The sequence below is a fragment of the Oerskovia flava genome, assembly GCF_026163685.1.
Lineage (GTDB): Bacteria > Actinomycetota > Actinomycetes > Actinomycetales > Cellulomonadaceae > Oerskovia_A > Oerskovia_A flava.
The window spans coordinates 24076-36491 of sequence record NZ_JAOXSR010000008.1 but is presented as its reverse complement, the minus strand read 5'-3'; the positions used below and the strand labels follow the sequence as shown (position 1 = coordinate 36491).

General features: G+C 73.1%; 11 protein-coding genes. 7 read left to right on the top strand and 4 right to left on the bottom strand.

Going from position 1 to position 12416, the window contains the following annotated elements; genetic code table 11:
- Window positions 1-67: 67 nt before the first annotated feature.
- From OHL10_RS13310 to OHL10_RS13290, 5 genes are all read left to right on the top strand, one after another.
- On the top strand, window positions 68-1348 hold the full coding sequence (locus OHL10_RS13310; RefSeq protein WP_265522709.1) for a hypothetical protein: 1281 nt from the start codon (window positions 68-70) through the stop codon (window positions 1346-1348).
- A gap of 164 nt (window positions 1349-1512) precedes the next feature.
- Window positions 1513-2199 carry a hypothetical protein gene (locus OHL10_RS13305; RefSeq protein ID WP_265522708.1) on the top strand — a complete coding sequence of 229 codons (687 nt, stop codon included), beginning with the start codon at window positions 1513-1515 and terminating at the stop codon, window positions 2197-2199.
- Between the two features lie 19 nt (window positions 2200-2218).
- Entirely contained in the window at window positions 2219-2524 is a 306-nt protein-coding gene (locus OHL10_RS13300; protein ID WP_265522707.1) for a transcriptional regulator, read from the top strand.
- Window positions 2521-3444 carry an ABC transporter ATP-binding protein gene (locus OHL10_RS13295; protein WP_265522706.1) on the top strand — a complete coding sequence of 308 codons (924 nt, stop codon included), beginning with the start codon at window positions 2521-2523 and terminating at the stop codon, window positions 3442-3444. The genes OHL10_RS13300 and OHL10_RS13295 overlap by 4 nt, the downstream gene beginning before the upstream one ends.
- On the top strand, window positions 3441-4232 hold the full coding sequence (locus OHL10_RS13290) for an ABC transporter permease (RefSeq protein WP_265522705.1): 792 nt from the start codon (window positions 3441-3443) through the stop codon (window positions 4230-4232). Before OHL10_RS13295 ends, OHL10_RS13290 begins: the two co-directional genes overlap by 4 nt.
- A gap of 84 nt (window positions 4233-4316) precedes the next feature.
- On the opposite strand, the gene OHL10_RS13285 is transcribed toward OHL10_RS13290, so the two are convergent.
- The 3 genes from OHL10_RS13285 to OHL10_RS13275 form a co-directional block, all read right to left on the bottom strand.
- Window positions 4317-6776 carry a heavy metal translocating P-type ATPase gene (locus OHL10_RS13285; RefSeq protein ID WP_265522704.1) on the bottom strand — a complete coding sequence of 820 codons (2460 nt, stop codon included), beginning with the start codon at window positions 6774-6776 and terminating at the stop codon, window positions 4317-4319.
- Between the two features lie 55 nt (window positions 6777-6831).
- Window positions 6832-7203 (bottom strand): heavy-metal-associated domain-containing protein, encoded by a 372-nt coding sequence (locus tag OHL10_RS13280; RefSeq protein ID WP_265522703.1) that lies wholly within the window; start codon window positions 7201-7203, stop codon window positions 6832-6834.
- Between the two features lie 86 nt (window positions 7204-7289).
- Window positions 7290-7649 carry a metal-sensitive transcriptional regulator gene (locus OHL10_RS13275; protein WP_265522702.1) on the bottom strand — a complete coding sequence of 120 codons (360 nt, stop codon included), beginning with the start codon at window positions 7647-7649 and terminating at the stop codon, window positions 7290-7292.
- Between the two features lie 217 nt (window positions 7650-7866).
- Here OHL10_RS13275 and OHL10_RS13270 point away from each other — a divergent pair, with 217 nt between their 5' ends.
- Window positions 7867-9795, top strand: a complete 1929-nt coding sequence (locus tag OHL10_RS13270) for a glucoamylase family protein (protein ID WP_265522701.1) — start codon at window positions 7867-7869, stop codon at window positions 9793-9795.
- 73 nt (window positions 9796-9868) lie between these two features.
- Here OHL10_RS13270 and OHL10_RS13265 read toward each other — a convergent pair whose 3' ends face one another.
- Entirely contained in the window at window positions 9869-10879 is a 1011-nt protein-coding gene (locus OHL10_RS13265) for a LacI family DNA-binding transcriptional regulator (RefSeq protein WP_265522700.1), read from the bottom strand.
- A gap of 258 nt (window positions 10880-11137) precedes the next feature.
- Between OHL10_RS13265 and OHL10_RS13260 the strand changes: the two genes are divergently transcribed.
- Window positions 11138-12415: a sugar ABC transporter substrate-binding protein gene (locus tag OHL10_RS13260; RefSeq protein WP_265522699.1), complete on the top strand. Its 1278-nt coding sequence runs from the start codon at window positions 11138-11140 to the stop codon at window positions 12413-12415.
- Window position 12416: the final 1 nt, after the last annotated feature.

The window sequence follows — 12416 nt, the reverse complement described above, 5'->3', positions numbered from 1 at the left end:
AACCCCCGGGGAACAGTCCACACCCGTCCGAGGGGTCTGCCAACAGGTTCGTTAGCGTGGTCGTATCGTGACTCCACCGCATCCCACCCTCCTTTCCACCCGCCCGTCCTCGTCCCCTTCTCGTCCCGCCGGTTCCGATGCCGGCGGCTCGGGCGCCCCGCGCCCCGGGAACGACCCCGCGACCCGTGAGCTGCCGGTCGGCGCGGCCGAGGATCCGCCCGCGCCCGAGGTCCCGAAGATCTCCGTGACGCAGGTCTCTGCGAGCGCGCTGGCCGCGGTGAGCACGACGTTCGCCCTGTCGTACCTCGGTGTCGCCGGCACGATCATCGGCGCCGCCGTCGCGAGCGTCCTGACGATCCTCGCGAACCACCTCTACACGCGCTCGATCCTGCGCACGCGTCGACAGATGCAGGGGGCGTTGCGCACCGTCGTCGTGCGACCCGTGGCCCGCTCGGCGCGGACCGCCGCCGCGCGGGACTCCGCGGCGGTGACCACCGCGGTCCTCACGACCGTGTCGTCCGGCACCGGCACCGGCACTGATACCGGCACTGATACCGCCACTGAGAGTGCCACGCGCCCGCTCCCCGGCCTCGCCGTCACCGGCGAGATCCCGGTCGTCGACCCGGCCTCCGGCGCGGACGAGGCCGACCCGGCCGAGGACGAGGCCGACGCGACGGTGGACGCTCCTCGGTCCGAGCCGGACGACGAGGGTGGGGACGACGAGGGCGCTGCGGACGACCCCCGGTCGCGGTGGTTCCGGTTCCCGCTGTCCCGTCGGGCGCTCGTCGCGACGACGGTCGGGCTGTTCCTGGCGATCCTCACCGCCGTGACGGTGGTCGAGGTCGTCATGGGCCGCTCGATCAGCGACCTGGTCCGTGGGGAGGAGGGGTCGGGCACGTCGGTCGTGCGGGTCATCACCCGCGAGCAGCCGGCCGAGACCTCGGAGGGTACTGGTGGGGGCACCGGGACGCAGGACGGGACGGACGGCACCGGTGGCAGCGGGACCGACCCGGAGACGGGCACCGGCACCGGCGGCGCGGGCACCGAGGGCGGCGGGTCGACGCGGCCCGGGGAGACGACCGACCCTGCCGAGCCCACGGACCCCGGGCCGGCGGACCCGACCGACCCCGTCGAGCCCACCCCCGATCCGACCGAGCCGACCGACCCGACCGACCCGACCGACCCGGTCGAGCCGGAGCCCGTCCCGACGGAGCCGACGCCGGCTCCCACCGATCCGAGCACCTCGGCGCCCGGGGGCTCGTCGAGCGGTGGCTCGGGCACGTCCGGTGGGTCGGGCGCGGCGTCCGGCGAGTCGTCCGGGACGTCGTCGGGCACGACCTCGTCCTGAGCACCACTTCTCCCTGAGCCCCGCCGCCGCGAGGCGCGCCTCGGCGGGACCTCCGGCGGGCGGGGCTCTTGCCCGACCCGTCCGAGCCTGGCAGAATCGCCAACAAGTTTGCACTACAAACCAGTTGGCCCTTCCACACCGCATGCCGAGCTCACGGAGATCTCATGGCGACCCCGCTCAGCCCCCCCGACGACGCCGAGGACGCCCCGCTGGACCCTGCCGCGAGCATGCGGCTCATCCAGGCGCAGCAGGAGCGGGCCCAGTCGCTCGAGGTCGACGGTCGTCTGCTGTACGGCGTGTGGGGCGTGGCGTGGTTCGTCGGCTACCTGCTGCTGTTCGGCAGTGCTCGTGGCGACATCGGCCCGCGCGGCCCGGAGCTGGGGGAGAACGAGCCGGCGGGCTGGGCGTTCGCCGTCTACGGCTCTCTGCTCATCGGTGCGCTCGTCGTGACGCTCGTGCACGTCATGGTGCGCTGTCGCGGCATCCGGGGCGCGAGCGCGCTCACGGGCGCGATGTACGGGTGGTCCTGGTTCCTCGGGTTCGGCGCGATGGGTGCCGTGCTCGCCGGGCTCGCGCGGGCCGGCGCCGACGGCGAGCTCATGGGACTCGCGAGCAACGCGCTCGCCAGCCTCGTCGTGGGACTCATCTACCTCAGCGGCGGTGCGCTGTGGAGGACCAAGCGCCTGTACGTCCTCGGCGCGTGGATCCTGTGCGTCGCCGCCGTCGCGACGTTCGCCGGCCTCCCGACGACCTACCTCGTCATGGGTGCCCTCGGCGGCGGCGGGTTCCTCGTCCTGATGGCCGTCGAGCACGTGCTCAGGGTCCGGGCGCGGCGGGCGATCGACCGATGACCCCCTCCGGAGGCCACCGATGACCGACGGCACGCTCGATCCCGTCATCCACGCGCAGGCGCGCCTGCGGGTCGTCGCGACCCTCGCCGTCCTGCCTACGGGTGACGAGCTCGCCTTCCCGCGACTGCGGAAGCTGCTCGACATGACCGCCGGCAACCTCTCGACGCACCTGCGCAAGCTCGAGGACGCCGGGTACGTCGCCGTCACGAAGACCCACGAGGGCCGCACGCCGGTCACCTACATCGGACTCACGCCCCGAGGGCGGCGCGCGTTCGAGGAGTACACCGAGTCCCTCGCGCAGCTGTTGAGAGGAGCAGGAGCATGACCGACCAGGACACGCCCGTCGTCGAGGTCACGGGCGTCACCCGACGCTTCGGGAAGGTCGTCGCGCTCGACGACGTGACCCTCACCATCGGGGGCGGTGAGCTCGTCGGGATGCTGGGGCCCAACGGCGCCGGCAAGTCGACGCTGCTCTCGCTCGTCAGCGGGCAGCGCACCCCGGACACCGGCACGGTGCGGCTCTTCGGCGGCAACCCGCGTGACGCGCGCAGCCGCACCAGCCTGGGTCTCACCCCGCAGGAGACGGGCCTGCCCGCCACGCTCAAGGTCCGGGAGGTCGTCGACTTCGTCGGCGGCCACTACCCCGACCCCGTGCCCACCGGCGAGCTGCTCGAGCAGTTCGGGCTCGCCGACCTCGCCGGCCGCCAGACCGGCGCGATGTCCGGCGGGCAGAAGCGGCGCCTCGCCGTCGCGCTCGCGCTCGTGGGCCGCCCGCGGGTCGTCCTGCTCGACGAACCGACGACCGGCCTCGACGTCGGTGCACGCCAGTCGCTGTGGGCGGCGATCCGCGAGTACCACGCTGCCGGCGGCACGGTGCTGCTCACCAGCCACTACCTCGAAGAGGTGCAGGCGCTCGCCGAGCGGGTCGTCGTCATCGACCAGGGTGTGGTCCGGGCCGACGACCGGCTCGACGACGTCCTCCAGCGAGTGGCGCTGCGCCGCGTCGTCGTGCGCAGCAGCGCACCCCTGGGGGAGTCGCTGGCGGGCGTCGTCCGGTTCGAGCGCGAGCGGGAGAGCCGCGGGGACCGCTACGAGCTCTTCACCCCGGACGCGGACGCACTCGTGCGCGACCTCGTCACGTCCGGCCTGCCGTTCCACGACCTCGAGATCCGGGGCGCGTCGCTCGAGGAGGCTTTCGAACAGATGGTCGCGCGCGACGCCGACCCGCAAGGAGCCCTCCGATGACCACGACCACCGCACCGAGCGTGCACCTGCGAACGCCCGGTCCTGTCGCCCTGACGTGGCTGCACCTGAAGTACCAGTTCCTCGAGACCGTGCGGGTGCCGATCGCGGTGCTCGGCAACCTGCTGTTCCCGGCGCTCGCGATGTTCTTCTTCGTCGTGCCGCAGGAGGAGGTAGGGGGCAACCCCGTCGCGGCGACCATGGCCGTGGCGTCCCTCGGTCTTTTCGCGATCTGCTCGGCCAGCCTCTTCACCTACGGGCTCGGGGTCGCCGAGGACCGGCAGCTCCCGTTCGACCCGTTCCTGCGGTCCCTGCCCGCCGGTCCCGCGCCGCGGATGATCGCGCGCATCCTCAACGGTGGGATCTTCTCGCTGTTCGGGCTCGTGCCGCTCATCGGTATCGCCTGGCTGTTCACCGAGGCGACGGTCTCCTGGTCGGAGCTCCTCGCCGGCGTCGGGACCGTGCTCGTGGTGTCGGTGCCGTTCGTGCTCCTCGGCATCGGGATCGGGTACTCCCTGACCGCGAAGGCCGCGCTCCCGGTGGTCCAGGTCATCCTCTTCCCGCTGGCGTTCGCGGGCGGCCTGTTCCTCCCGCCGATGATGTTCCCGGACTGGCTCAACACCATCTCTGAGCTCACGCCGACACGCGCCGGGCGCGACCTGCTCGTCCAGGCGCTGACGGGCGAGCCGGCGTACGGCATGGCCTGGCCGGTGCTCATCGGCTGGACGGCGCTGTTCGCCGCCCTGGCGGTCGGCGCGTACCGCCGCGACGAGGGCCGCCGCTTCCGCTGACCCGCCCCGCCGAACACGAGCCTGCTGCCGTTATCCCGGTGATAACGGCAGCAGGCTCGTGTTCGGCGGCGAGGAAGGGCGTGGTCAGGTTGTGCGGCGCAGGCGGAGCGAGTTGCCGACGACGAGGACGGAGCTCGCGGCCATCGCGGCGCCGGCGATCATCGGGTTGAGCAGCCCCGCCGCGGCGAGGGGGATCGCGGCGACGTTGTAGGCGAACGCCCAGAAGAGGTTCTGCTTGATGATGCGCAGCGTCCGGCGCGAGAGCCGGATCGCCGTCGCGGCGCTGCGCAGGTCGCCCCGCACGAGCGTGAGGTCGCTCGCCTCGATCGCGACGTCGGTGCCCGTCCCCATCGCGAGGCCGAGGTCCGCCGTGGCGAGGGCCGCGGCGTCGTTCACGCCGTCCCCGACCATGGCCACGACACGGCCCTCGGCGCGCAGCCGCGCCACGACGTCGACCTTCTCGTGCGGCAGGACCCGCGCGACGACGTCGTCCTCGGCGATGCCGACGGCGCGCGCCGCGACCCGCGCCGCGCCCTCGCCGTCACCGGTGAGGAGGTAGGGCCGCAGGCCGAGGGCCCTCAGCTCGGACACGGCCTCGGCGGACGTGGCCTTCACCGGGTCGCGCAGCACGAGGACTGCCCGCGCGGCACCGTCCCAGCCGACGACGACGGCGCTCGCCCCGGTCTCCTCGGCCGCTGCGAAGGCGTCGGCCAGGGTGGGCGGGAGGTCGTGGCCCGCCGCGGCGAGCCACGTCGGCTGCCCGACGAGGACCCGGCGGGCGTTGAGCGACGCACCGGAGGCGGGGGACAGGCCCGCGTGCGCGGTCCGCACCACGGCCTCGACACCACCGCCGGGGGTGCTCGCGAAGTCGAACGCCTGCAGCGAGCCGATCACCACACCGTCGGCACCGGTCTGCGGTGCCGCGCCGTTCTGCTGCGCGGCGTCGGCTGCCGCCGCGGCGATCGCCCGGGCGATGGGGTGCTCGCTCATCGCCTCGACGGCGCCGGCGTGGCGCAGCGCCTCGTCCTCGCCCGTGCCGTCGGGCGTGACCACGGCCTCGAGCCGCATCGCGCCCTCGGTCACGGTGCCCGTCTTGTCGAGGACCACGGTGTCGACGCGGCGGGTCGACTCGAGGATCTCGGGGCCCTTGATGAGCACCCCGAGCTGCGCGCCGCGGCCGGTGCCGACGAGCAGCGCCGTCGGGGTCGCGAGCCCTAGCGCGCAGGGGCAGGCGATGATGAGCACCGCGACCGCCGCGGTGAAGGCGAGCTGCGTGCCGCCGCCCGCGAGCAGCCACCCGCCGAGGGTCGCGAGCGCGAGGACGAGGACGATCGGCACGAACACGGCCGAGATGCGGTCCGCGAGCCGCTGTACCGGCGCCTTGCCCGTCTGCGCGCGGCTCACGAGGCGGCCGATCTGGGCGAGCGTCGTCTCCTCACCCACGCGTGTGGCGCGCACCAGCAGGTGGCCCGAGGAGTTCACGGTCGCGCCCGTCACGTCGTCGCCCGGCGAGACGTCGACCGGCACGGGCTCACCCGTGAGCAGCGACGTGTCGAGCGCGCTCGACCCCTCGACGACCACGCCGTCCGTCGCGACCTTCTCGCCCGGGCGGACGGTGAACACGTCGCCCACCCGCAGCGCGGAGACGGGGACACGCTCGGTGACCCGTGCGCCGTCGGGCCCGACACGCGGTGAGCCGTCCGGGCCGAGCGCGACCCGCTCGGCGTCCTTCGCGCCGAGCTGCAGCAGCGAGCGCAGCGCGTCCCCGGCCCGCCGTCGCGAGCGGTGCTCCGCGTAGCGGCCGGCGAGGAGGAACGTCGTGACGACCGTCGCGACCTCGAGGTAGAGCTCCGGCATGCCGCCCCCGGCGCCGTGGTCCCGGGACGGGATGAGGACCGGCTGCATCCGCATGCCGATCTCGCCCGCGCCGCCGAGGAGCAGCGCCCACAGGGACCAGGCCGTCGCCGCGATGACGCCGAGCGAGACGAGGGTGTCCATGGTCGACGCGCCGTGCCGCGCGGCCCGCGCCGCCGCGGTGTGGAACGGCCACGCCGCCCACGTCACGACCGGCAGCGACAGCGCTGTGACGACCCACTGCCACCCGTCGAACTGCAGCGCCGGGACCATCGACAGCGCGACGACGGGCGCCGTGAGCACGGAGGCCACGAGCAGACGGCGGCGCAGGTCCGTCCCGCGTGCGTCGTCCGGCGCGGAGGTGTCGTACTCCGGGCCGTCGGACGCGGTGCCCTCGGAGGTGGGGTCCTCGGAGTCGAGGTCCGCGGGCGCGTCCGCCGACCGGCGCGCGGTCACGTGCGCGACGTAGCCCGCCTTCTCGACCGCGGCGACGAGCGCGGCGTCGTCCACCGGCGTGGTGAGCACGACGTGCGCCGACTCCAGCGGCAGGTTGACCGTCGCGGTGACGCCCTCGACACGGTTGAGCCGCTTCTCGACCCGCGCGACGCACGACGCGCACGTCATGCCCTCCACCGCCAGGTCGATCTCGGCGAGGGGTGGTGGGGGCGCGATCGGGTGGGTGGTGCTCACTGCGACTCCTGGGTGGTGGAGGTCCGGTGGTCCGGCGGGCGGTTCGGGCGGCAGGTCAGGCGGGCGGGACCTGGAGGTCGTAGGTCTTGCGGGCAGGGGTCGCGGACTCGCCCGGCTGGGACCCGCAGCCGCAGGCGCAGTCGTGCGCCTTCTGCCGCTCCTCGGCCTGCTCGGCGTACTGCGCGGCGAGCGCGTCCTGCTGGACCTCGACGGCGGTGACCTCGTAGCCCGCCTCGGCGACGGCCTCGCGCAGGGCTGCCTCGTCGAGGGGCTCGTCGGAGAAGACAGTGACCTCGGACGCCTCGCCGACGCGCAGCTCGACGCTGACCTTCTCGACGCCCTCGACCTCCTGCAGGTCGCTGGTCACGTGCGCGACGCAGTTGCTGCAGGTCATGCCGGTGACGCCCAGGGTGGTGACGGTGCTCATGGTGCTCCTCGTTCGGGGGTGGTGCCCGACGGCGTCGGGCCTGCCGGGTTCTCGGGTGACGCCGGGTGGCGCTGTGGTGGGGAGGGTCAGCTGCGGACGAGCCGTGCGATCGCGTCGGCCGCCTCACGGACCTTCTCGGCGCCCTCGGCCTCCGAGGAGCGTGCGGCGTCGACCACGCAGTGGCCGAGGTGGTCCTCGACGAGGCCGATGCTGACAGCCTGCAGCGCCTTGGTGACCGCCGAGACCTGCGTGAGGATGTCGATGCAGTACACGTCCTCGTCGATCATGCGCGCGATCCCGCGCACCTGCCCCTCGATGCGGCGCATCCGCTTGAGGTAGGCGTCCTTGTCGGAGGCGTACCCGTGCGGCCCGGTGTGCGGGGGGTGGTCGGGTGCGGCGTCCGGGGACTGCTCGGGTGCTGCCGTCGGTTCGTGGGTCTCGGTCATCGTCTGCTCCTCGTCCCCCGGGTGCGGCGCGGGGACCACATACCCCGGGTGGGTACTGGTTCGAACATACCCCTCGTGGGTATGAATGCCAAGCGGCGGCCATTCTCGGGTGCGCACCGTTGACGCCCCCGGGTCCACCGCCTACCCTCGTGGCGCCATTTCGGAAGCGCGCGTCGAAATTTCGGTGCTGTCCGAGGACGACACGAAGGAGTGCCTGATGGAGACACGAACGATCCCCGGACCACGACGAGCGCGGAGGTTCCGGCGCTCGATGGTCACCGCCGGTGTCCTCGCCGCGACCGTCGGCGTCACGTCCGCCGTCGCGGTCGCCCCCCGCAGCGGCGAGCACCCCGGTGCGGTGATCGCCGCGGACACGACGTCCCCGCTCGACCCTGCGCAGCGGGAGACCCTCGAGCGCTACCTCGTGGACACGTACGCCTCGCTCGTCGCCATGACGGACGAGGACACCGGTCTGCCGGCGGACAACATCGAGGGTGACCTCGACCCCGGTGCACGCAGCGCGTACACGTCGCCGACGAACATCGGCGGGTGGCTCTGGTCGACCGTCGCCGCGCGCGAGGCGGGGCTGCTCGACGACGCCGCGGCGTACGAGAGCCTGTCGCGCACCCTCGAGTCGGTCGAGGGCCTGGACCGGCACGAGCCGTCCGGCATGTTCTACAACTGGTACGACCCGGCGACCGGTGACCGCGTCCTGACCTGGCCGGACAGCGGCGACACGGTCCACCAGTTCCTCAGCTCGGTGGACAACGGCTGGCTCGCCGCGGCCCTGCGCATCGTCGCGGCGGCCGAGCCGCGGCTCGCGAGCGAGGCCGACGCCCTCTACGACACCATGCACTTCGGGGCGTTCTACAACCCGGACGCACGACCCGGCGTCGGCGCCGGCCTCCTGCGCGGCGGGTTCTGGGACGTCGAACCGCCCGGATGCTCGGTCGCGGGCGACTACCTCGGAGCCGGGACGGACGTCTTCTACACGTGCCACCACTACGACACGACGGTCTCCGAGACTCGCATCGCGACCTATCTCGGCATCGCCGACGGCGAGATCCCCCCGGAGGCGTACTACGCGAGCTACCGCACGTTCCCGGATTCCTGCGACTGGTCGTGGCAGAAGCAGAAGCCGGTCGGTCAGACGGAGACCTACCTCGGCATCGAGGTCTTCCAGGGTGCCTACCCGTATCGGGACTTCGCCGTCGTGCCGGGCTGGGGCGGCTCGATGTTCGAGGCCCTCATGCCGGACCTCCTCGTGCCCGAGGCAGAGTGGGGCCCGACGTCCTGGGGCGTCAACCACCCGCTGTTCGTGCGGGCGCACAAGGAGCACGGTCTCGACGAGGCGGGGTACGGGTACTGGGGCTTCTCGCCCGCGAGCAACCCCTTCGGTGGGTACGCGGAGTACGGGGTGGACTCGATCGGCCTCCGTTCCGACGGCTACCTCTCCGACGGGGTCACCGTCATCGACCACGGCTACGAGGGGTGCCGGGAGGCGACCAACCCGACGCCCGAGTTCGGTGACGGTGTCGTCACGCCGCACGCGTCGTTCCTCGGCCTGCCGTACGACCCGGACGCCGTCCTGGAGAACCTCGAGAACCTCGCCACCGACCTCGACGCGTACGGCCCCGGCGGCTTCTACGACGCGGTCGCCGTCCGGTCCGGGACCGTCGCCGAGCGCTACCTGTCGCTGGACCAGTCCATGATCGTCGCGGCGATCAGCAACGCGCTCGACGAGGACGTGCTCAAGGGCTATTTCGTCGACGAGACCCTGGAGTCCCGGCTGCGCCCGCTGATGGCGGCGGAGACCTTCTCCGCGACGGCGGACCTCACGCCTGCCGTCGCGGCGGACGTCACGGCCGAGCCGCGCTGCGTGGCAGGACGCGCGTACGTCGCCGTCCGGGTGACCAGCACGGGCGAGGTCCCGACGGACGTCGAGCTGCGCACGCCCTACGGGGCCCGGTCGGTCGCCGGTGTCGAGCCGGGCCGCTCCGCCTACCAGGCCTTCGCGGTCCGGGCGGGCACCGGGGCGGGCACCGTCCCCGCCGGGACGGCCACCGTCGTGCTCTCCGCCGTGGTCGACGGCGCACCGGTCACCGAGGAGGTGACCGCGCCGTTCGCGGCACGCACCTGCGGCTGACCCGGCGCTCGTCCTGGTTGGCCGGCACGGGGGGTGGACCCGCCGCGCCCGCCCCGCGTGCGGTGAAGACCGCTCAGCGGGGCGGGGCGGTCGAGTCGCGGACCACGAGGCTCGTGGCGAGCTCGGTGCGCAGCGTGTGCCCGCTCGCGGTGCGCGCCCGGTGGACGAGCTCGACGGCCGACGCGCCCATCTCGGCGAGCGGCTGGCGGACGGTCGTCAGGGGCGGGTCGGTCCACGGCGCGACCGGGAGGTCGTCGAAGCCGACGAGCGACACGTCGCGCGGCACGGAGAGCCCTGCCTCGCGCAGCGCGCGGAGCGCGCCGAGGGCGGTGTCGTCGCTGCTCGCGAAGATCGCGGTCGGCGGGTCGTCCAGGGCGAGGAGCTGGCGGGCGGCCTCGTACCCGGCCGTGACGCCGTAGGTACTGACGTGGACGAGGTCGTCGTCCACGGGGACGTCCGCCTGGATCATCGCCGCGCGGTAGCCGGCGAGCCGGGCGATCGCGTTGTCCTGCTCCAGCGCGCCGGTGATGGTCGCGATGCGGCGATGGCCGAGCGTCAGCAGGTGCGCGGTCGCCTCGAGGCCGCCCTGGAAGTTCGCCGCGCCGACGCTGAGCATGCCCTCCGGGGGGCGCTGGCGCGGGTCGACGACCACGAGCGGCACCCCGGAGTCGTGGAGCAGCTCCCGCGCCGCGTCGTCGGGCACGGCGACCACGCTCACCAGCCCGTCCGTGCCGCGGCGTAGCGCGTGGCGCACCCAGGCGCTGCAGTCGTCCGGGTCCGGCTCGACCGACAGGACGACGTCGAGGCCGAGCCGCCGCGCGCCCGCGACCGCTCCGCGGACCACGGCCTCGGACCAGGTGCCCTCGAAGTCGACGATCCGCACGTCGAGCAGGCCCGTCGGCTTGGTCGCGACGGTGCGGATCTCGTAGCCATGCCGACGCAGCACGCCCGCCACGCGGTCCCTGGTGGTGGCGGAGACGTCGTGGCGGGCGTTGAGGACCTTGGACACGGTCGGGACGGAGACCCCGGCGTCGGCGGCGACGACGGCGAGCGGGACGGGCGTGCGGTCGAGCTCTCGCTTCATCGGTGCCTCCTGTGCGGGTTGGCTCGGAGCGACGCATCGCTTTCCGAAAGTGGATCGTAGCGAACCCTGGCCCGAAGTCAGCCATCCGTGGCGCGCCGCCCGCGCCGCTGCTGACACCGCCACCCGTGCGACCTCACCGCCGAGAGGTGTCGGACCGTTGACAGGTCCGAGAAACAGGCCTACTCTCCGTGCGTCGTTTCGACAACGTAGTACGAAATTTCGGTGTCTCGCACACCGGATCGACAAAGGAGTGGTCTGATGCAGACATCTCGTCTCGCCGTGGCGACCGCCTCGGCCCTCGCGCTGGTCCTCACGCTCACCGCGTGCGGTCGCGACGACGAGGACGGCGGCGCAGCGGCCGCCCCCGCCGACAGCATCTCGGAGGGTCCCGCGACCGGGACCGTCGAGGTCTGGGCCATGGGCACCGAGGGTGAGCTGCTCCCCGAGCTCGCCGCCCAGTTCGAGGCCGACAACCCCGACGTGACCGTCAACGTCACGCCCGTCCCGTGGGAGTCGTCCACCGAGAAGATCAACACCGCGATCGCCACGGGGGAGGTGCCCGACGTCATGCAGGTGGGCACCACGCTCATGAGCGGGTTCGTCGAGCTCGGTGGCCTCGCCCCCACCCCCGAGGAGATCGACTCCGCCGCGTTCTTCCCCGGCGCCTGGGACACGACCGTCGTCGACGGCACGTCGTACGGCGTGCCGTGGTACGTCGAGACGCGTGTGCTCTACTACCGCTCCGACCTCGCCGAGGAAGCGGGCGTCGAGGCCCCCGAGACGTGGGAGGACCTCACCGCGTTCGCGACCGGCATGCAGGAGGCCGGCGCCGAGCACGGCATCGCCCTGCAGACCACCGGGAACGACACGAACCTCGCCTACTTCCCGTTCTTCTGGCAGGCCGGGGGCGAGATCATGAACGAGGACGGCACCGAGTTCACCCTCGGCTCCGACGCGCAGGTCGCCGCCCTCGAGTACTACTCGTCGTTCATGCTGGACGGCCTCGCACCCTCCCCCCTGGTGGAGGACGAGAAGGTGCAGGACTTCATCGAGGGTGAGCTCGGCGCCTTCGTCTCCGGACCGTGGGAGCGTGCCAACCTCCTCACCACGGCCGGTGAGGAGTTCGCCGACTCCTTCGACGTGACCGCCCTGCCGGCCGGGGAGCAGCCCGGCTCCTTCATCGGGGGATCCAACCTCGCGGTGCTCCAGGACGCCGAGAACCCTGAGGCGGCCTGGAAGTTCGTGCAGTTCGCCGTCGACCCCGCCGTGCAGGTCGAGTGGTTCGGCATCTCGAACGACCTGCCATCCGTCGAGGCGGCGTGGGACGACCCGGCGCTCGCGGACAACGAGGCAGTCGCCGTCTTCGGCACGGCGCTCGAGACTGCGCGATCCACCCCGGCGATCCCGACCTGGGGCGAGGTCGGCCACGAGCTCGACCTGATCCTCGAGCAGGTCATCGCGGGGACGACGACCCCCGAGGAGGGCGCGGCGCAGATGCAGGACGCAGCGGCCGCCATCGGTACCGGGCTGTCCTGAT

What these genes read in the sequence shown, in the direction of transcription:
- OHL10_RS13295 (WP_265522706.1), top strand. Translation starts at nt 2,521, where the DNA reads ATGACCGACCAGGACACGCCCGTCGTCGAGGTCACGGGCGTCACCCGA.
- OHL10_RS13270 (WP_265522701.1), top strand. Translation starts at nt 7,867, where the DNA reads ATGGAGACACGAACGATCCCCGGACCACGACGAGCGCGGAGGTTCCGG.
- OHL10_RS13260 (WP_265522699.1), top strand. Translation starts at nt 11,138, where the DNA reads ATGCAGACATCTCGTCTCGCCGTGGCGACCGCCTCGGCCCTCGCGCTG.
- OHL10_RS13305 (WP_265522708.1), top strand. Translation starts at nt 1,513, where the DNA reads ATGGCGACCCCGCTCAGCCCCCCCGACGACGCCGAGGACGCCCCGCTG.
- OHL10_RS13275 (WP_265522702.1), bottom strand. Translation starts at nt 7,649, where the DNA reads ATGACCGAGACCCACGAACCGACGGCAGCACCCGAGCAGTCCCCGGAC.
- OHL10_RS13290 (WP_265522705.1), top strand. Translation starts at nt 3,441, where the DNA reads ATGACCACGACCACCGCACCGAGCGTGCACCTGCGAACGCCCGGTCCT.
- OHL10_RS13280 (WP_265522703.1), bottom strand. Translation starts at nt 7,203, where the DNA reads ATGAGCACCGTCACCACCCTGGGCGTCACCGGCATGACCTGCAGCAAC.
- OHL10_RS13300 (WP_265522707.1), top strand. Translation starts at nt 2,219, where the DNA reads ATGACCGACGGCACGCTCGATCCCGTCATCCACGCGCAGGCGCGCCTG.
- OHL10_RS13265 (WP_265522700.1), bottom strand. Translation starts at nt 10,879, where the DNA reads ATGAAGCGAGAGCTCGACCGCACGCCCGTCCCGCTCGCCGTCGTCGCC.